The following is a 19,393-nucleotide window of genomic DNA, read 5'->3' as shown; positions in this document are numbered from 1 at the left end:
ACGATGACCCAGGAAACCGAGCACCACACGCCGCTGGGCGCGACGGGCTGGATGCTGTGGCGCGAATGCGCGCTGCGCAGCACGGGGCTCCCGGCCGCGTGGTTCGCCGAGCTGTGCGACGCCGAGCTGGCCGCCGCGGCGGACCACCTGGATGAGCGCGCTCCGGCCACCCAGCAGCAGTGGGAGAAGGTTTGGGCCGCCGCCACCGACCGGCTGACCGCCGTCATGCGCCGGGCGTCCACCGATCCCCTGTTCCGCGAGGCGGTGGCCTGGCAGAACCCGCAGGTCGTCCGGGTCTGCCTGGACAAGGTGGCCGCCGGTGAGCCGCGCTCGCACCGCGAGGGCCGCCGCCACGAGCTCACCATCACGACGTACCTGCAGCGCTACTCCCTCAAGAACGACACCGTCGGCTTCTTCGGCCCGCTCGGCTGGGCCCGGATCGGCGCGGATGACACCGGCCTGGAAATGACTCCGGGACCCGGGTTGCTGTCCCGGCGCACCGCCTACTTCGAGGGCTGGGCTATCGACGCCGTGGCGGAGACGCTCGCGGCACGTCCCGAGGTGTGGCCCTGGCTGCGTCCCACGACGGACGCGGCGGCGACGCTCACCGGAGGGGTGCTGCGGCTGCCGTTCCGCAAGCCGGTCCCGCTGCGGGCCGCCGAGCTGCGTGTCCTCGGACGCTGCGACGGCCGCCGCACCGTGCGCGACCTCGCGGGCGACCCGCCGGATCCGGCGATCGTCGCCGTCCTGCTACGGCTGTGCGAGCTCGGCGCGGTGCGCGTCGACCTGAACGGCAAGCTGGTCACCTGGCCCGAGCGGGAGCTGGCCGAGCGCATCGACCTGATCGCCGACGCCGCGGTACGCGCCCGCGCCCGGTCCTCGCTGGACGAGCTGGTCGGCGCGCGTGACGCCGTGTCGGCCGCGGCGGGCGACGCGGAGCGGCTCATGACGGCGCAGGGTGAGCTGGCCGAGACGTTCGAGCGGATCACCGGCCGGCAGGCCACCCGCCGCTCCGGTGGCGTGTACGCCGGCCGTACCCTCGTCTATGAGGACACCGTCCGCGACCTCGACGTGCGGCTGGGACGGAGGGTGACCGACGCGCTGGCCGCGCCGCTCGGACTGGTGCTGGACAGCGCGAGGTGGCTGACCGATGCCGTCGCCGAGCGCTACGAGGCGCGGGCGCGCGAGTCGTTCGACCGCGAGACGGCCCGCACGGGCTCTGCCACGATGGCGCTGCTGCAACTGCTGACCTCGGTCATGCCGGAGCTGGGCAGGCTCACGCTGACGCCGGGGTCGGAGATCGTGGACGAGGTCGTGGAGGAGTTCCGGCGGCGCTGGCGGCGGGTGATCGAGCTGCCGCCGGAGGAGTTCGGCTCGACGCGGGAGCTCCGGTTCACCGCCGGGGAGCTCGCCGGCCGGGTGGCGGCCGAGTTCGCCACGGGCGTGCCGCGCTGGAGCGCCGCGCACTGGTTCTCGCCGGACCTCATGCTCCTCACCGCCGACGAGGACGCGCTGGCCCGCGGCGACGTGGACTTCGTGCTCGGCGAGCTGCACTGCTCGGCCAACACGCTGGAGAACAAGGTATTCGTCAACCAGCACCCGGACCCGCGCCGCCTGCACGAGGCCGCCGTCGCCAGCGGCCTGGACGAGCGCGTGGTGGTCGTCCCGCGCGCCGACTCGCCGCTGGCCACCACGCGGATGTCGCGGGCCGACGAGATGATGCTGTCCGGCTACACCTACCTGTGCATCGGTGCCGAGTCGTTCGAGCCGCCACCGGAGTCTCCGCTGGTCTCCGTGCTGGACCTGGTGGTGGAGCGGCGCGGGGACGACCTCGTCGTGCGGCATCGCTCCGGGCACGGCCGCGAGCACACGTTCATGGAGGCCGCGGGCGACCTGTTCAGCTCGCTGGTCGTCGACGCGTTCAAGCCGTTCGGCGGCGCGACGCACAGCCCGCGCATCACCGTCGACCGGCTGGTCGTCAACCGCGAGGCGTGGACGTTCCCGGCCGCCGACGTGGCCTGGGCCTTCGTCAAGGACGAGCGGCGGCGTTACGTGCAGGGACGACGCTGGCGCGCTCAGCATGACCTGCCGGAACGCGGCTTCGTCCGGGTGCCGACCGAGCGCAAGCCGATGGCCGTGGACTTCAGGAGCCTGTCGCTGGTGAACCTGCTCGGCAAGTCCATCCGCCGCAGCGCCGAAACCGGGTCCGGTACGGTCACGATCTCGGAGATGCTGCCGGACATCGACCGCCTGTGGCTGCGCGACGCCCGCGGCGCCCGTTACACCGCCGAGCTGCGCATCGTCGCGATGAAGCGCCCTTAGGGGTACGGCAGGGCAGCCCGGTCGACCTTGCCGGTGGTGGACAGCGGAACCGCCGGCAGGGTCTCGTACCGGGCGGGCACCATGTAGGCGGGCAACACCGTCCCGCACTCGTCCCGCACCAGCTTGGGGTCATAGCCGTCGCCCGCCACCACATAGGCGATCAGGAGATCCCCGAGCGTGCGATCGGCGACCAACCGCACCACCGCGTCCCGGACCCCCGTGCACCCGCGCAACACCGTCTCGATCTCCCCGAGCTCGACGCGCAGCCCGCGCAGCTTCACCTGCCGGTCGGCCCGCCCGAGGTACTGCAACTCGCCGTCACCCGTACGGCGGGCCAGATCCCCCGACCGGTACCAGCGCACGCCGTCCGCGACGACGAACCGCTCGGCCGTCAGGTCGTCACGGCCCAGGTACCCCACGCCGACCCCGCCGCCGGACACCCACATCTCGCCGGCCTCGCCGTCCGGCACCGCCCCGCCGTACGCGTCGCGGAGCACGACGTCCAGATGCGGGAGCGGACGGCCGATCGGCGAGCGTTCGGGGCCCCGCAACGCCGCCTGGTCGAGCTCCTTGAAGGTGACGTGCACGGTGGTCTCGGTGATCCCGTACATGTTGACCACGACCGGCCTGCCGTCCTCGGGCAGTGCGTCCAGGAAGGCGGCGGTGACGTCCAGGTCCACGGCGTCCCCGCCGAAGATCACATAGCGCAGCGGCAGCGGGGGCCGTCCCGCGTCGGCGTGCGTCTCCACCAGCACGCGGAACACCGGCGGCACCTGGTTGAGCACGCTCACCCCCTCCCGGATCAGCAGCTCCAGGAACTCCACCGGGTCCACGGAGGTCTCGGCGTCCACGATCACCAGGGTCGCGCCGGTGGCCAGCGCCCCCCACAACTCCCACACCGAGAAGTCGAAGTTGATCGAGTGGAACAGCGTCCACCGGTCGTCGGCCCCGACGTCGAACAGCGGCAGCGCGGCGTCGAGCAGGCTCAGCACGTTCGCGTGGGTGAGCACGCAGCCCTTCGGCCGCCCGGTGGAGCCGGAGGTGTAGATCACGTAGGCGAGGTCGCCGGGGGTCAGCGCGGGCAGCCCGTCCACCGCTGCCGGCTCGTGGCCCCAGACCGGCACGTCGCCGCCCACCGTGTGCCGAATCCCGGATTCGTCCACCATGAGCCGCAGCCGCTCGGCCGGATACCGCGGATCGAGCGGCACATACGCCGCGCCCGCCAGCATGATCCCGAGCACCGCCACCGGAACGTCGGCCGACCGGCTCACCCGCAGCCCCACCAGCTCCCCGCGCCGCACACCCCGGCGCACGAGCTCGGCGGCGAGCCCCCGGGCCGCGGCGTCCAGCTCCGCGTAGGTCAGGCGCTCCGCACCGCAGACGACCGCGATCCGGTACGGCTGCCGCGCGCACACCTCCGCGAACAACGCGGGAAGCGAGTCGTTCACCGGAGCACCCCGCCACCCGTCACCAGCTCCGCCACCGACATCCCCGGCCGCGCGACGACCGCCCGCAGCAGCGTGAGGTAGCGATCCAGCATCCCGCGCACGGTCGCCGCGTCGAACAGATCCGTGCTGTACTCCAGCAACACCGTGATCGTCTCCTCACGCGGCCCGGAGCCCGCGTCCTGGAAGCGATCCTCGGCATGCGGGATGATCACCGCGTTCAGGTCGAACTTGGCCGAGCGGTTGTGCGCGTTCAGCACCTCCAGGCGCACGTCGGGCAGCCGCAGTCTCGGCATCGGCGTGTCGAGGAAGCTGAACATCACCTGGAACAACGGCGTGTGGCTCAGGCTCCGCGCCGGTCGCAGGTGCTGGACGAGCTTCTCGAACGGCATGTCCTGGTGTGCGTACGCCTCCAGGCAGGTGTCACGGACCCGCTCCAGCAGTTCCGGGAAGGCCGGGTCCCCGGACAGGTCCACCCGCAGCAGAACGGTGTTGATCATCATGCCGAGCAGGTTCTCCAGCTCGGCCCGCTGCCGGTTGGCGATCCCGCTGCCGATGACGATGTCCTGCTGGCGGCTGTCGCCGTACAACAGCATCGCGAACACCGCGAACATGGTCATGAACAGGGTGGCGTCGTGGTCCCGCCCGAGCTCGCGCAGTCGCCGCGCGAGGCCGTCCTCGATGACCAGGACCTCCTCGCCACCGCGCAACGTCGGCTCGGCGGGCCTGGGCCGGTCGGTGGTGAGTTTTAACAGGGGCGGCGCGCCGTCGAGCCTGCCGCGCCAGAAGTCCAGCAGGGTCGTCAGCCGCTCCCCCGCGATCGCGCGGCGCTGCCAGTGCGCGAAGTCGGCGTACTGGACGGGCAGCTCGGGCAGGCGGGGCTCGCGGCCGGTGGCGTGCGCCTCGTACAGCTCCAGGAAGTCGCGCAGGAACACCCCTTGCGCCCACCCGTCGTGGATCATGTGGTGCTCCACGACGACCAGCACGTACTCCTCGGCCGCCAGCCGGACCAGGGACACGCGGAGCAGCGGGCCCTCCGCCAGGTCGAACGGCTCCTGTCCCGCGGCCAGGATGTAGTCGCGGATCCAGGCGTCGCGCTCGTGCTCGGGCAGCCCGGTCCGGTCGAGCGTGGTCACCGGGATGCCGCGTGGCTCGTGCACGTGCTGCACCGGCTCGCCGTCGAAGTCGGGGAAGGTCGTGCGGAGGATCTCGTGCCTGACCTCCAGGTCGGCCAGCGCCCGGGTGACCGTCTCCAGGTTCACCCTGCCGTACAGGCGCATGGCCCGGGGGACGTTGTAATTGGTGCTGTCCGGCTCGACCTGCTGCAGGAACCAGATGCGTTCCTGGACGAACGACAGGGGCAGCGGCTGGTCACGCGGGGCGGGCGGCACCGGCCCGGACCGGGTGGGTGCGGCACCGGGAAGGCGGGCCGCGAGGGCGGCGAGCGTGGGCGACTCGAAGACCGCGCGCAACGGCAGGTCCAGCCCGAGGGTGTCGGCCACGCGGGCCAGCACCTTGGTGGCCTGCAGCGAGTGGCCGCTGAGCGCGAAGAAGTCGTCGTGCCGCCCCACCTCCGGCACTCCCAGCACCTCGCGCCAGATCTCCGCCAGCGCGCGCTCCTCCGGCGTCCGCGGCGGCTCGGCCGGGCCCTCCCGCACGGGGGCGGGATCGGCCATGGGCAGCCCGGCGTAGTCGATCTTGCCGTTGACGGTCCGGGGAAGCGCGGCCAAGGGGACGTAGTGGGCCGGGACCATGTACCCGGGGAGGACGGCGCGCAGAGACGCGCGCAGTTCCTCGGCGGGCAGGGCAGGCGTCACGTAGGCGATCAGGTGCTCCCGCAGGGTCACCGCCGCGTCAGCGACGCCGGGCAGGCGGCGCAGCGCCGACTCGATCTCGCCGAGCTCGACGCGGTAGCCGTTCAGCTTGATCTGACGGTCGGCACGGGCCACGAACGCCAGCGAGCCGTCCGGCAGGTGCCTGACCAGGTCGCCCGTCCGGTACAGCCGCCCGCCCGCGGGGCCGAACGGGTCGGCCACGAACCTCTCCGCCGTCAGCGCCGGCCGATGGAGATAGCCGTGGGCCAGCCCGATGCCACCCAGATACAGCTCGCCCACCACTCCGGCCCGCACCGGCCAGCACGCCTCGTCGAGCACGTAGGCGCGGGTGTTCGCGATCGGACGGCCGATGGGGGCCGCGGCGCCCGTCAGCTCGCCGGACGTGGCCACGATCGTGGCCTCCGTGGGCCCGTAGGTGTTGACCAGCCGCACCCGGTCGCCGGCCCGGCCCCGCCAGGCCGCGACCCGGTCCGGCAGCGCGCGCTCGCCACCGATGATGACGAGCCTCAGGGTTTCCGGCAGTACGGCTTCGCCGTCCTCCAGCGCTCCCACCAGGTCGTGCCAGAACGCGGTCGGCAGATCGAGCACGGTCACCGCCTCCGCCGCGCAGGCCCGCAGGAACCCGGCCGGGTCGGCCAGCATGCGGTCCGTGCGCAGGACCAGGCAGGCGCCCTGAGCCAGGGCGGGGTAGATCTCCTCGGCGCTGGCGTCGAACCCGATCGAGGCGAACTGGAGGATCCGGTCGGCCGGGCTGATCCCGTACATCCCGGCGGCGTGCAGCGTGTGGTTGGTCAGGGCCGTGTGCGGGACCGCCACCCCCTTCGGTGTCCCCGTCGAGCCTGAGGTGTAGATCACGTATGCCGTGTCGGAGGGCTTCATCCGTGGCGGCGTCGTCGGCTGCCGCCGGATCTCCGGCCGGTCCGCGTCGAGCAGGATCACCGGAGCTTCCGGCAGCTTGTCTCTCAGGGCACGCTCGCTCAGCACGCCCGTCACGGAGGCGTCGGCGAAGGCGGTGGCGACCCGCTCCGGGGGGTTGAGGGGATCGAGCGGGACATAGGTCGCACCCGCCTTGACGACCGCGAGCAGCGCCTCGACCATGGCCGGGCCCTTGTCCAGATATATCCCCACCCGCGTTCCTGGGCTGACCCCCCTCTCGCCGAGCAGGTGCGCGAGCTGGTTGGCGCGCTCGTCCAGCTCCCGATAGGAGACCCGCTCGCCGCCCGCCACGACGGCCATCGCGTCCGGTGTCCGGGCGGCCTGCCGTTCGAACAGCTCCGCCACGGTCGTGCTCGTGTCCACGGCGCGATCCGTGGCGTTCCACTCCCGCAGGACCCGCACGCGCTCGGCCCCCGTCGCGGGCAGCAGCGTGCCGAGCCGGGTCTCCGGATCGTCGGCGGCGGCCTCCAGCAGCGTCAGGAAGGTCTCCGCGAACCGCTCCGCTCCCGGGCCGTCGAACACGCTGGTCCGGTATCGGAGCAGGCCGCGGACCTCGCCGTCGATCTCGGACAGCGACACCTCCACGTCGAACGCGCTCTCCCGGGGTTCGACCGGCAGCGACTCGGCCACCAGACCGCCGCCGAAGGCTCTGCGCACCCCCGTGTGGCCGAGCAGCACCGCGGGGAAGCGCGCCAGGTCGGCGGCGTTCGGCTGGTTGAACACGAACATCGTCTGGAACAACCCGCGGCGCGCGTGCCGCTCGGCCAGGAGCGCGCTGGGCAGGCTCTGGTGCTCGATCGCGCCGATGACCTGGCTTCTGGTCTCCTTCAGCAGGTGCCGGAAGGTGAGCCGTCCGTCGGCGCGGCTTCTGATCGGCACCGGGTTCATGAGGTAGCCGACGATGTCCGCGAAACCCGGTCCGGTGCGGGCGGCCACCGGCGTGCCGACCACAATGTCGTCCTGGCCCGTCAGCCGGTGCAGCAGTGCCTGGAAACCGGCGAGCAGCAGCACGTTCAGCGTGACGCCTTCTGCCGCCGCGCATCGCTTCAGCCTGCCGATCAGCGCGCTGTCGATCCTGAAATGCCGGGCCTGACCGCGATCCGATGCGTTGTCCGCGTTCCACGACGCGAGCTCCAGCGGAGGAGCGCCTTCGCCGATCCGCCGGCTCCAGTAGCGATCCAGCTCACGTCCGGCCGGGCCGGAGAGCAGCGCGTCCTGCCACGCGAGCACGTCCATGACGTCCGCGCCGGGCGGTGCGAGCTCGGCGGGCGGGCCGCCCGCCCGTTCCGTGTACAGCGCCGCGAGCTCACGGCCGAGGATCATCGTCGACCAGAAGTCCGTCACGATATGGTGCGCCGTCACCAGGACCGCGTGCTCGTCGCTCGCGCGCCGGTACAGGCGCAGTCGCACGAGCGGGCCGGAGGCGAGGTCGAACGGCCGGTGCGCGTCCTCAGCCAGCCGCGCCCGCAGCGCCTCGTCGTCGAGCCCGTCCGCCTCGACGTGCTCGAAGGCTCCCGGCAGGTGCGGCAGGGCCACCCGTACGGGCTCGCCGTCCTTGCCGGTGAAGGCCGACCGCAGCGCGTCGTGCCGGGACACGAGCGCGTCGAAGGCCGCCCGCAGCGCGAGCGGGTCGAGCGGGCCGCTCAGCCGGAACGCCGCCACCGTGGTGTGCGCGGTGCTCTCCGGCGCCAGCTGCTGCAGGAACCACAGGGTGCGCTGGCCGGGGGTGAGCCGCGTCGTCGTCTCAGCCACCGCCGGTGCCGTGGTGTGCGGGTCCGGTACGGCCTCGCCGTCCGCGGACGCGGCGATCCGGGTGGCGACCTCGGACAGCGCGGCGCCGCTGAGGATGTCGGCGAGAGGCAGGCGCAACCCCAGCTCGGTCTCCACGTCCTGCTGGAGCTGCTGCGCGCCCAGCGAGTCCAGCCCGGCGGCCAGCAGCGGCAGGTCCGGCGTCAGGTCGTCAGCGGGCACGGCGCAGAGGGCGGCGAGCCGGGCACGCAGGTAGTCCTGGACGGCCCCGGCACGCCGGTCGCCGGGCATGGCGAGCAGCGCCTCCCGGGTGAGACCGGCGGCGGACACGTCCGTCGCGTCGGGGTCGCTTTCGCTTCTGCCGATCTCGGGCAGGTCTCCTGCCAGCAGTCGCTGACGGCAGGCGTCACGCCGTACCTTGCCGCTGGTGGTCTTGGGCAGAGCGCCGGCGGGGATGACCACGACCAGGCCGGCGCTCACCCCGTGCTCCTCCGCGACCCGGTGGCGGATCGAGCGGGAGACGGCGGCGATGTCCACGTCACCGGCGTCCCTGGCGAGCTCGTACACCAGGGCCGGCCGGTCCTCGACGAGGAAGGCGGCGACCCCGCCGGGACGCACGGCGGGGTGGGCCCGCTCGGCGGTGGCCTCGAGGTCCTGAGGGTAGTGGTTGCGGCCCCGGATGATGATCAGGTCCTTGATCCGGCCGGTGACCACGAGCTCGCCGTCGCGCAGGAAGCCGAGGTCGCCGCTCCGGAGGTAGTCGGAACCGGAGGCGAGCCGCGCCTGGAAGACCTCGCGGCTCAGGTCGGGACGGGCCCAGTAGCCTCCTGCCACGCTCGGGCCGCGTACCCAGATCTCGCCGACCTCACCGGGCGGGCAGGGGCGGCAGGTGCCGGGGTCGACGATCTCGACACTCTGGTCGGGTGCGCTTCGGCCGCTGCTGACCCGGTCGTCCACGGAGTCGTCCACGGAGTCGTCCACGGAGGAGGCGAAGCCGCCGGTGACGATGAGCGTGGCCTCGGCGAGGCCGTAACAGGGGAAGAAGGACTCCTTGGAGAAACCGGCGGGTGCGAAGGCGTCGGCGAAGCGTTCGAGGGTGGCGCGGCGGACGGGTTCGGCACCGTTGAAGGCGACCCGCCAGGAGCTGAGGTCCAGGCGGTCCCGCTCGCTCGCCGTGGTCTTGCGCACGCACAGGTCGTAGGCGAAGTTGGGGCCGCCGCTGACCGTCACGCCCACCCGCGACAGCGTCTCCAGCCAGCTCAGCGGCCGCCGCAGGAAGTCGAGGGGAGACATGAGCCAGACGGGGAAGCCCGCGTAGAGCGGCTGGAGGAGCCCGCCGATCAGGCCCATGTCGTGGTAGGGAGGCAGCCAGCTCATGCCGCGGCTGTCCTCGGTGGTGCCGAAGAACTCGTGGATGAGCCGGGAGTTGTGCAGCAGGTTGCCGTGGGAGAGGATCACGCCTTTGGGCTCGGCGGTGGAGCCGGAGGTGTACTGCAGCACGGCGGTGGAGGAAGCGGTCGCCTCGGGCGGCCGCCATTCGGCGGCGTCCGAGACATCTGCGTCGGTGGCGATCCAGGCCGGTTGCCCAGGCAGGCTGCCGGCCAGGGGCAGCAGTGGAGTGACGGTGAGCGCCGCGCGAGGATCGGCGTCCGTGACGGTGGCGAGCAGGCGCGGCAGCGTGCGGTCCAGCCGGAGCGGGTCGGGAGGGAACGTGGGGACGGCGACCACACCGGCGTACAGGCAGCCGAAGAACGCCGAGAGGAAGTCCGCGCCGGGCGGGTAGAGCAGCAGCGCCCGATCACCCTCGGCCAGGCCCGCCCCCCGCAGCCGGACCGCGATCGCGCGGGCCCGGAGGTCCAGCTCGCCGTAGGTGAGGGGGGTTTCGGCACCGTCCTCGGCGAGGAAGACGTGACCGACCTGCTCGGGCCGGCGGGCAGCCCGCCACCGGAGCAGCCACGCCAGCGTCTCCACCTCGGCGACCGTGCGAACGTTGGGGAAGTCTCCTCTGGTCACTGGCCCTGTTCCCTCCGCGGCGCGGGTTCAGTAGATGATGCGGTTGTCGGCAGCCGGCCGCCATGCGCGAGAGCCGCGAAGGTTGCGGGTGATGTTGAGACGTTTGAGCCAGCGGTCGGACCCGTCGTAGCGAGGACGGAAGGACTTGCGGCCGTGCACGGCCCGGAAGTTGTCGATGAACACGCAGTCGCCGGGACGCAGGCTGACGTCCTTCATGTTGGCTTCGATCTGGTCGCACAACCCCTGGAAGGCGCGCAGCGACGCCTCGGACCAGCCCTCGGTCTTCATGTGGTACGGGTCGAGCGCCATGTACGGCTGCGCGCGGTCGCCGAACAGGACGGGCCGCCTGACCGGATCGTCGTTCCAGGACTGGATGAGCGCGAAGCTCCTGGCCCGGAGCCGGTCGATGGTCGGGTCGCCGGTGGACTCGGTGGCGTTCTGCGGCAGGTGCGAGTTGTCGGGCATCTGCGTGAACTCGGCGGCGAACAACGACTCGACGTCGATGGCCGGCCAGTCGAGGTCGGCGGCGTCGCAGACCATGGTCTCGACGGCGTCGGGATTCTTCAGGCACATGAGCGCCACGTAGTCGCCCCGGCAGGGGTGGAAGGCGTCCTCGGTGTGCCAGGACAGGTGCTGCAGGCTGTTGGAGCCGATCTCGTAGTGCTCGTGGCCCTTGATGGGGAGCACGTCGTGCATGATCCGGCCGTCCTGCTGGGTGGCCCAGCCGAACACGTCGCCGAGCACGGAGCCGCACAGGAGGAAGAACACCTCCTGGGGGAAGGCCGGGGAGTCGTACTGGCTGTCGCGCCAGTGCTCGGGGGTGTCCCCGAGCTGCGCCTCGTCGACGTCGAGCCCGGAGATCACGCACAGGGCCGAGGGTTCCCCGATCCGGTACTCCTCCAGGAACTCCAGCACGTGGACCGGCAAGGACCGGGCGAGCACCGGCGCCCGGCGGATCAGCTCGGGGTTCTCGACCGTGTCGTAGGCCTTGGCGATCTCGGCGATCATCGGGGACAGCTCCGCGTTGTCCTCCGGTGTCAGCGTCAAACGGCGCACCGCGGTTCCCTTCCATGTCGGTGACATTCCGGAGTGTAGGAGCCATCCGCGTCCCGCATGGGTCCCCGTTAGAGGGGACATCCGGGCGAGCGGCGTCCTCGTTAGCTTTGCTGGTGGAGCGTAAGGAGAGGACTTCATGAACCCGTTCGATGACCCCGATGGCAGCTTCACGGTGCTCGTCAACGACGAGGACCAGCACTCGCTGTGGCCGGCGGCGCTGGACGTCCCCGCCGGGTGGCGGGTCGTGCACGGCGAGGACACGCGGCAGGCGTGCCTGGACTACATCGAGGCCAACTGGACGGACCTGCGCCCGCGCAGCGCCCGTCGCGAGCACCTCGCGAGTACCGCTCACGAGTAGGAGTGGCGATGACCGACGCAGGAGCACCGCGATGCATCCACGAGATGGTGGCCGAGCAGGTCGCACGCACGCCTGACCGGATCGCGGTCAGTTTCCGCGGCAGCACCCTGACCTTCCGCCGGCTCGACGAGGCCGCGGAGGCTCTGGCGTCGCGCCTGCGAGCGGCCGGGGTCGGCAGCGGATCGGTGGTCGCGGTGGTCCTGGGCCGCACGCCGGAGCTCATCGTCACCTTGTACGCGATCCTCAAGGCGGGCGGCGCCTACCTCTATCTCGACCCGGCGGAGCCGTCCGGCCAGCGGGAGCAGATCGTGTGCGACGCGCGGGCCCGGTTCGCCGTCGTCGGCTCGCGCTTCGGTGAGCAGGCGCCGGACGTGGAGCACATCCTCTACGTCGAGCCCGAGATGACCGAGGCGAGCGCACCTGAGCCGGCCGGAACGGCGCGGCCGCTTCACCCCGACACCCCCGTCTACGTCTGCTACACCTCCGGCTCCACCGGCGAGCCCAAGGGCGTCGTCGTCCCCCACCGCGCGGTCTGGCGGCTGATCAACGCTCCCGGCTGGATCGACGTCCGCGACGACGACGTCTTCCTGCAACTGACCCGGGTCGGCTTCGACGTCTCCACCTTCGAGATCTGGATGCCGCTGGTGAAGGGGTGCAGGCTGGCGCTCGCGCCGACCGGGCACGCCGACCTCGAGGAGATCGTGGCGACGCTCCGCGACGAAGGCGTCAGCGTCTTGTGGCTGACGACCGGCCTGTTCCACAAGATCGTCACCCATCACCTCGACGGGCTGTCCGGCATCCGCCACCTGCTGGCCGGAGGCGACGTGCTGTCTCCCGCGCACGTCCAGCGGGTGATGGCCGCCTACCCGGATCTGGTCTTCACCAACGGCTACGGCCCGACGGAGAACACCACGTTCAGCACGTGCTGGACCACCCGCGACAGCGGCGACGCGACGCGCGTGCCGATCGGCGTGCCCATCGACGGCAGCACCGGCAGGGTCCTGGACGAACGGCTGCACGAGGTCCCCCACGGGGACGTCGGCGAGTTGTGGGTCGGCGGCGACGGCGTCGCCACCGGCTACCTCAACCGGCCCGGCGCGACGGCCGAGCGCTTCGTCGCCGACCCCGACCCGTCCAGGCCGCCGGGCAGCCGCATGTACCGCACCGGCGACCTGTCGCGCTGGACCGAGGACGGCGTGCTGGACTTCCTCGGCCGCTCCGACCGGCAGGTCAAGATCCGCGGCTACCGGGTCGAGCTGAGCACGGTGGAGATGGAGCTGCTCAGGCAGCCGGGCGTCGAGCAGGCCGCCGTCCTCACCCGTACCAACGGGGCCGGTGACACCCGCCTGATCGCCTACGTGGCCGTGGGTGACATGGATCCGGCCGAGTGGACCTCCTTCGGTACGGCGCTGCGGGAGAAACTCATCGCGACCGTCGCCGCCCACCTGGTGCCGTGGGCGGTGATCGTGGTGAGGGACATCCCGCTCAACCCGAACGGCAAGGTGAACCGCTCGGCGCTGCCCACCGAGAAGATCCCCCGCAACGTCTGGAACGACTACGTCGAGCCGGACCGCCCGGTCGAGCGCCGCCTGGCCGAGATCTGGAGCGACGCGCTGGACGTCGAGCCGATCGGGGTGGACGACAACTTCTTCGACCTGGGCGGGCACTCGCTGCTCGCCGCCGAGCTGCTGTCCGCGCTCCAGGCCGAGTTCGACGTCAACCTGCCGGCCCGCATCCTCTACCTGCGGCCGACGATCGCCGCCCTCGCCGAGGAACTGCTCCTGAGGCAGGAGCCCGGCACGACCAGGAAGGAGAGCGCGGATGCAGGGACCCAGTAGCACCGGCGAGCAGGCCGCGCCCGGCTGCCCAGTCAGCACCGCCGCGCGAGGGCTGGCCGACCCGATGCTCTACGCCGATCTCGACTTCCGCTTCCGCGAGAAGTGGGCGGACCTGCGGAACCATGACCACCTGGACTGGGAGCAGATCGACGAGCGGAACGGGTTCTGGTCGGTGGTGAAATACCACGACGTCGACCGGGTGCTGCGCGACGCCCAGACGTTCACCTCCGAACGCGGCACGCTCCTGAACATCCTCGGCGTCGAGGACCCGGCGGGCGGCAGGCAGATCGCCGCGACCGACCCGCCCCGGCACACGATCATGCGGGCCCGCCTGCAGAAGGCACTGGCCATCAAGTCCATCGAGGCGCAGCAGGACCTGATCCGCGACCTGGTCCTGGAGGTGATCTCCCCGCTCGCCGACGGCGGTCCGTTCGACTTCGCCCAGGCCATGCTGGCCCTGCCGGTCGCGGTGGGCGGCGAGTCCATGGGCCTCCCCCGGGCCGACTGGCCCTGGCTCGGCCGGCTGCTCAACGCCTCGATCGCCGCCGAGGATCCAGAGTACCGGGTGCCCGGCGGCGCGCAGGCCACCCTGGACCAGGCGCACCGCGAGTTGTTCGCCTATTTCCAGGACATCTACAAGGAGCGCCGCCGCAACCTCGGCGACGACCTCATCAGCATCCTGATCACCACCGAGGTCGACGGGCGCACCATGTCGCCCGGCGAGGTCATGTCCAACTGCTACAGCGTGCTGCTGGGCGCCGTGGTCACCACCCCGCACTCGCCGAACTACATGATGACCGAGCACATCGGCGACGGCCTGCTGGACCGGTGGGCGGCCGATCTGAGCGTCACCCCCACCGCGGTCGAGGAGGGCCTGCGCCTGGGCTCCCCGGTCAGCCACTTCATGAGGTACGCCGTCCAGGACACCGAGGTGCGCGGCACCAGGATCAAGGCCGGTCAGGCGGTGGTCTCCTGGCTCGGCGCGGCCAACCGCGACCCGGAGGTCTTCCCGGACGCCGAGACGTTCGACCTGCGCCGCAAGCCCAACAAGCACCTCGCCTTCGGGATCGGCCCGCATTACTGCGTCGGCCACACCGTCGCCCGGGTCACCCTGCGCATCCTGTTCAACCAGCTGCTGTCGCGCTTCACCGCCTTCGAGCCGGCCGGCGAGCCCGTCCGCCTGCACTCCAACTTCATCTCCGGCTTCAAGCACCTGCCGATCACCGCTAAGACGCTCTGACTCCCGGAGGGCCGCTCATGGCAAACCGCCCGAAGCGCCGCAACCCATGGCTGCCGCACGAGCCGTCGGCCACGGCGACCGGCCGGGTCTTCCTGATCCCGTACTCGGGCTGTGGCTCCAGCATGTACCGCCAGTGGCCGCGGCGGCGCGGCGGTGTCGAGTTCCTGCCCGTCGAACTGCCCGGCCACGAGACCCGCTTCGCCGAGCCGAACTTCGAGACCTACCAGGAGCTCGCCAAGAGCATGGTGATCGGGCTCGAGGACCATCTCGACGTGCCGTTCGGCTTCTTCGGCCACTGCGGGTCCGCTCTGGCGGCCTACGAGGTGTCGGCCGAGCTGATCAGGAGCGGCATGCCCGCGCCCGCCCGGGTCTACGTCTCTTCGGAGGTGGCCCCGCAGGACGGGCCCGCCGGGCGGTTCCTGTCCATGGACGACGCCGGGCTCGGCGCCGAGCTGGAGAAGTTGATCACCCAGCTCGGGGGGAAGCCCAGCGCGGAGCTCATCGAGCTCTACCTGGAGGTGTTACGGGCCGACGTCGAGACCAACAAACGGTACGTGATGCCGGAACCGTACCGGCTGTCGTGCCCGATCACGGCGATCGGCTGGACCGAGGACGACGAGATCCCGTTCTCCACCATGGGCGGATGGGGGGAGTGCGGCGAGACGACCTCCGTGCTCCTCGACGGCCGCCACCACCGCTTCATCGAGGCGCCCGAGGATCTGCTGGACGTGATGTGCTCAGGGCTGAGCGCAGCGTAAGGACGGGTAGGAAGGACGGGCAGGTGCGGCACGGCGACCCCCGCTGGCTCAAACGTTTCGGGCGTGGCACGCCCGCCGAGGTCCAGTTGCTCTGTTTCCACCACGCCGGCGGCAGCGCGGCGATGTACCGGCACTGGCCGCAGCTCGTGCCGAGCTACGTCGAGCCGATCGCGGTGCAGCTTCCCGGCCGGGCCGACCGGTTCGCCGAGCCGCCGTTCGATCGGATGGCGCCGCTCGTGGACGAGCTGATCGCGGTGATCAAGCCCTTGCTCGACCGTCCGTTCGCCTGCTACGGCGTCAGCATGGGCGCGCGGGTGGCCTGGGCGCTCGCGCACGAGCTGCGGGAACGCGCGCTGCCGCTGCCGCGCGTGTTGTTCGTGGCGGCCAGCATCGCCCCCTGCCTGGACGACGGCACCTGGGCGTGGGAAGACCGCGCGGACGGCCTGGAGGGCTACGTGCGCGAGATGGGCGGCACGCCGGCGGAGGTGCTGGCCGAGCCCGAGCTGCTCGCGGGCCTGCTGCCCACGCTGGGTGCCGACCTCACCGTGCTCAGCACGCACGGCTTCCACCCGGACAAGCCGCTGGAGGTGCCGATCCGCGCATTCGCCGGCACCGAGGACATCGAGTCGCCGCCGCCGCGGATGGACGGCTGGCGCGTGGAGACAGCGGCGCGTTTCGACCTCGACCCGGTGCCCGGCGGGCACTTCTTCGACTCCGCCGGCGAGCAGCAGGTGATCAGGACCATCAGCCACGACCTCGCCTGAGCGGTACGGCCCGGCCCGGGCCGTACCGCTCGGCTCAGGTACGAGGGGTCACCACGCAGGGCAGCGAGGTGAACCCGCACTGGTGCGGCGAGTGTGAGCGCCGGGCGTTGGCCAGGTCGATCTCGTACGAGGAGATCAACGCCCCGATCTCCTCCAGCGCGATCCGCATCTCCAGCCTGGCCAGCGCGGCCCCGAGGCAGTGGTGCGGCCCGTGCCCGAAGCTGATCATCCGCTTGGTCTCGCGGTCCAGGTCGAAGGTGTCCGGGTCGGGGAACACCCGCCGGTCCCGGTTGGCCGAGGCGGGCAGCAGCGCGATCCGGGCGCCCTTGGGCATCCGGACGCCGTGCATGACGGTGTCCTCGGTCAGCACGCGCGCCACCATCTGGCTGGAGGAGTCGTAGCGCAGCGTCTCGGCGGCCCAGTCGTCGGCCCGCCCGTTGAGCCCTGCCCGCTGCACGTCGGGCCGGAGCCAGCCGTGGTACCACGCGTTGCCGAGCGTCTTGCCGGTGGACTCGTTGCCCGCGCCGATCATCACGAACAGGAAGGCGACGATCTGCGCGTCGGTGAGCCTGGCGCCGCCGACCTCCGCCGCGATCATGGCCGAGGTCAGGTCGTCGCCGGGCCGGCGGCGCAGCGAGGTCACCAGGACGACGAAGCGGCTCGCCAGGCGCAGGGCGGCCATGGCCGAGTCCGGGCTGCGCCCGTCCGAGCCGTCCACGTGGTGGTTGAGCAGGTCGGTGTCGGCGCGTACCGCGTCCCACTCGTCGGCGGGGAAGCCGAGCATCTCGCAGAGGACGTCGTTCGGCAGCGCCGCGGCGTAGTCGGCGCAGAAGTCGAACGTCGGCTCGTCCCACAGCCGCTCCAGCCGGGCGCGGGCCAGCTCGCGGATGCGGGGTTCGAGCGCGGCCATGCGGCGGGGGGTGAACGCCGAGGCCACCAGCCCTCGATAGAGGCCGTGCTCGGGAGGGTCCATGGACAGGAACAGGCTCGTCTTCTTCGCCTGCGGCCCCCACAACTCCGGCTCCAGCGAGATGCCGTGGCTGTTGGAGAAGAGGTGCGGCTCGCGCAGCGCGGCGTGGACGTCGGCGTGGCGTGACAGCGCCCAGAAGTCGCGCTCCTCGTTGCGATAGACCGGCGCGTGCTCACGCATCCACGCGTAGACGGGATGCGGATCCTCCTGCACCTTGAAGTCGAACGGATCGTAATGCGGCATCAACACTCCACTGCTGCTCACGGCGACTGTACGGCGGGGCCACGCGCTCGTCGCGTCCCCGGAACCTGGGGCCTGGCGAGTCGTGACCGGTGGAGGGCCCCAGTGGCTACACTCGCTGCCCATGACAGACATGGACGAGCACGATCGGCCCTGGCCGCCCGTCGCAGGCGACGAGACCGCGACCCTCCTGGGTTTCCTCGACTACCAGCGCGCGACGCTGGCCTGGAAGTGCCGGGGCCTGGACACCGCGGGCCTGACGGCGACGGTCGGCGCCTCGTCGATGACGCTGGGCGGGCTGCTCAAGCACCTGGCCTACGTGGAGGACGACTGGTTCTCCCGAGCGCTGCACGGCCGGGACCGCTCCGCTCCGTGGAACACCGTGGACTGGCGCGCCGACCAGGACTGGGAGTGGCACTCCGCCGCCGGCGACACCCCGGACGAGCTGTTCGCTCTGTGGCAGAAGGCCGTGGACCACTCCCGCGAGGCGGTCGCCGAGGCGCTGGAGGACGGCGGGCTGGACCGCCCGGCCCAGCGCGCCTGGCCCAACGGCCAGGCGCCGAGCCTGCGCTGGATCGTGGTCCACATGATCGAGGAGTACGCACGCCACAACGGTCACGCCGACCTCCTCCGGGAGTCGGTGGACGGGGAGACGGGAGAATAACCGGGGTTCACGGCTTTCGCGCGGACATCTCCGTGTACGACTGGACCAGTGTCCGCGCCGCCGACTCCACCGTGTCGTACGGGCGCGCCAGGGACACCCGGATGAACCGGAGACCGCTGTCCGAGTCGGCCCAGTGGAACGGCGCGCACGGCAGCACGTGCACCCCGCGCCCGACCATGTCCTTGTACAACAGCGACGAGTCCGGCCCGTGGGAAGGCAGCTCGATCCGCGCGACGCTGATCTGCGAGGCGGGGTCGGCCAGCCGCAGATCGACCTCGCCGATCGTCTCCCTGAGCACCGTCCGGTTGCGCGTCACCAGGTCGCGGGCGCGCTCGTAACCGCCGTTCACCCAGTCGCCGGCGAGGTTCGCGATGAGCAGCAGGACCACCGGCGAGGCGGACAGCAGCGACTCGGAGAACGCCCGGTCGATGGGCAGCTTCGTCCGCGCGCTGTAGGCCAGCAGCCCGATCTTGAGTTCGTGCGTCGGCCACAGCTTGCCGGTGTCCTCGATCACGATCCAGTCGGCGCCCGCCTCGTCGAGGACGGCGTAGGTGTCGTACTGCGCGTCGCGCACCTGCCCGCGGAAGCTGGCGTCCACGATGATGATCTGGCCGTGCCGTACGGCGTGCTCGGCGAGCGAGCGCAGATGGCCTTCGGGGGTGACCAGCCCCGTCGGGTTGTTCGGGTGCGTCACCACGATGGCGCTGACCGGCGGCCCCGGCCAGCTCATGTCGAGCAGCTCCTCCTCCGCCAGGGGCACCAGCTTCAGCCCGCGGGTGACGAGCAGGTCGGCGATGTTGTCGAAGGTGGGGTGCAGGACGGCGACGGTCGACCCGGACGGCAGCGCCCGCGCCACGATGTCGGTGGCGAGCGTCGAGGAGTAGCAGCTCAGGATGCGACCGGTGCCGACCGGGGCGCTGTGCTGCCCGATCGCCTTCAGGAACGTGGCGTGCGCCTCTCGTTCGATGTCGGGGAATGGACGGCGGGACGCTTCGGCGAACATCTCCGGGATCCGGGCGACGATGGCCGCCTGCTGCTCGGAGAGGACCAGCCTCGCGTGACCGTCGGTTAGGTTGAGGCCGCCATCGACGTCGGTCAGCGCGTCGACTTCCATCGTGGTGAGGTTGCCAACCTCGATCATCTGTGGCCCTCCCAGCGGCATGACATGGGGCTTCGCGGCATATGCCGCCGCAGCGGCAGCCTAG

General features: G+C 71.6%; 12 protein-coding genes. 7 read left to right on the top strand and 5 right to left on the bottom strand.

The genetic code is table 11. The annotated features are described in order from the left end of the window. The first annotated feature begins 3 nt into the window (after positions 1 to 3). Positions 4 to 2,322, top strand: coding sequence for a lantibiotic dehydratase (locus ACWDRB_RS43875; protein WP_449904376.1), 2,319 nt, complete (start codon positions 4 to 6; stop codon positions 2,320 to 2,322). Here the strand turns inward: ACWDRB_RS43875 and ACWDRB_RS43870 are convergent. From ACWDRB_RS43870 to vioC, 3 genes are read right to left on the bottom strand one after another with little or no spacing between them, the layout of a single operon-like run. Beyond that, positions 2,319 to 3,770, bottom strand: coding sequence for an amino acid adenylation domain-containing protein (locus ACWDRB_RS43870; protein ID WP_449904374.1), 1,452 nt, complete (start codon positions 3,768 to 3,770; stop codon positions 2,319 to 2,321). The two genes, ACWDRB_RS43875 and ACWDRB_RS43870, sit on opposite strands and share 4 nt — an antisense overlap. Then, positions 3,767 to 10,300: an amino acid adenylation domain-containing protein gene (locus ACWDRB_RS43865; RefSeq protein ID WP_449904372.1), complete on the bottom strand. Its 6,534-nt coding sequence runs from the start codon at positions 10,298 to 10,300 to the stop codon at positions 3,767 to 3,769. Before ACWDRB_RS43865 ends, ACWDRB_RS43870 begins: the two co-directional genes overlap by 4 nt. A 27-nt stretch (positions 10,301 to 10,327) precedes the next feature. Continuing rightward, positions 10,328 to 11,356, bottom strand: a complete 1,029-nt coding sequence (gene vioC / locus ACWDRB_RS43860) for an arginine beta-hydroxylase, Fe(II)/alpha-ketoglutarate-dependent (RefSeq protein WP_449904369.1) — start codon at positions 11,354 to 11,356, stop codon at positions 10,328 to 10,330. A 136-nt stretch (positions 11,357 to 11,492) separates the two neighbouring features. Here vioC and ACWDRB_RS43855 point away from each other — a divergent pair, with 136 nt between their 5' ends. The 5 genes from ACWDRB_RS43855 to ACWDRB_RS43835 are packed head-to-tail and all read left to right on the top strand — an operon-like array spanning position 11,493 to position 16,314. Further along, positions 11,493 to 11,714: an MbtH family protein gene (locus tag ACWDRB_RS43855; RefSeq protein WP_355205830.1), complete on the top strand. Its 222-nt coding sequence runs from the start codon at positions 11,493 to 11,495 to the stop codon at positions 11,712 to 11,714. Positions 11,715 to 11,722: 8 nt separating this feature from the next. Then, positions 11,723 to 13,552: an amino acid adenylation domain-containing protein gene (locus tag ACWDRB_RS43850; protein WP_449904367.1), complete on the top strand. Its 1,830-nt coding sequence runs from the start codon at positions 11,723 to 11,725 to the stop codon at positions 13,550 to 13,552. Beyond that, positions 13,536 to 14,792, top strand: a complete 1,257-nt coding sequence (locus ACWDRB_RS43845) for a cytochrome P450 (protein WP_449904365.1) — start codon at positions 13,536 to 13,538, stop codon at positions 14,790 to 14,792. The genes ACWDRB_RS43850 and ACWDRB_RS43845 overlap by 17 nt, the downstream gene beginning before the upstream one ends. A gap of 17 nt (positions 14,793 to 14,809) precedes the next feature. Next, entirely contained in the window at positions 14,810 to 15,550 is a 741-nt protein-coding gene (locus ACWDRB_RS43840; protein WP_449904363.1) for a thioesterase II family protein, read from the top strand. A 23-nt stretch (positions 15,551 to 15,573) separates the two neighbouring features. After that, entirely contained in the window at positions 15,574 to 16,314 is a 741-nt protein-coding gene (locus tag ACWDRB_RS43835) for a thioesterase II family protein (RefSeq protein WP_449904361.1), read from the top strand. Between the two features lie 34 nt (positions 16,315 to 16,348). Here the strand turns inward: ACWDRB_RS43835 and ACWDRB_RS43830 are convergent, their stop codons facing one another. Beyond that, positions 16,349 to 17,527: a cytochrome P450 gene (locus ACWDRB_RS43830; RefSeq protein ID WP_363983647.1), complete on the bottom strand. Its 1,179-nt coding sequence runs from the start codon at positions 17,525 to 17,527 to the stop codon at positions 16,349 to 16,351. A 121-nt stretch (positions 17,528 to 17,648) separates the two neighbouring features. On the opposite strand from ACWDRB_RS43830, the gene ACWDRB_RS43825 reads away from it, so the two are divergent. Next, entirely contained in the window at positions 17,649 to 18,188 is a 540-nt protein-coding gene (locus ACWDRB_RS43825; RefSeq protein ID WP_363983645.1) for a DinB family protein, read from the top strand. A 7-nt stretch (positions 18,189 to 18,195) separates the two neighbouring features. On the opposite strand, the gene ACWDRB_RS43820 is transcribed toward ACWDRB_RS43825, so the two are convergent. After that, positions 18,196 to 19,329 (bottom strand): aminotransferase class I/II-fold pyridoxal phosphate-dependent enzyme, encoded by a 1,134-nt coding sequence (locus tag ACWDRB_RS43820; RefSeq protein WP_449904358.1) that lies wholly within the window; start codon positions 19,327 to 19,329, stop codon positions 18,196 to 18,198. Positions 19,330 to 19,393 lie beyond the last annotated feature (64 nt).

The organism is Nonomuraea sp. NPDC003707, from assembly GCF_053587055.1.
Note: the sequence above shows the minus strand (reverse complement) of the source record. Positions and strands in the feature narration are given on the sequence as shown.

Bases quoted from the DNA above. Each gene is read 5' to 3' on its own strand.
- ACWDRB_RS43840 (WP_449904363.1), top strand. From the start codon at position 14,810: ATGGCAAACCGCCCGAAGCGCCGCAACCCATGGCTGCCGCACGAGCCG.
- ACWDRB_RS43855 (WP_355205830.1), top strand. From the start codon at position 11,493: ATGAACCCGTTCGATGACCCCGATGGCAGCTTCACGGTGCTCGTCAAC.
- ACWDRB_RS43845 (WP_449904365.1), top strand. From the start codon at position 13,536: ATGCAGGGACCCAGTAGCACCGGCGAGCAGGCCGCGCCCGGCTGCCCA.
- ACWDRB_RS43820 (WP_449904358.1), bottom strand. From the start codon at position 19,329: ATGATCGAGGTTGGCAACCTCACCACGATGGAAGTCGACGCGCTGACC.
- ACWDRB_RS43830 (WP_363983647.1), bottom strand. From the start codon at position 17,527: ATGCCGCATTACGATCCGTTCGACTTCAAGGTGCAGGAGGATCCGCAT.
- ACWDRB_RS43825 (WP_363983645.1), top strand. From the start codon at position 17,649: ATGACAGACATGGACGAGCACGATCGGCCCTGGCCGCCCGTCGCAGGC.
- ACWDRB_RS43875 (WP_449904376.1), top strand. From the start codon at position 4: ATGACCCAGGAAACCGAGCACCACACGCCGCTGGGCGCGACGGGCTGG.
- ACWDRB_RS43850 (WP_449904367.1), top strand. From the start codon at position 11,723: ATGACCGACGCAGGAGCACCGCGATGCATCCACGAGATGGTGGCCGAG.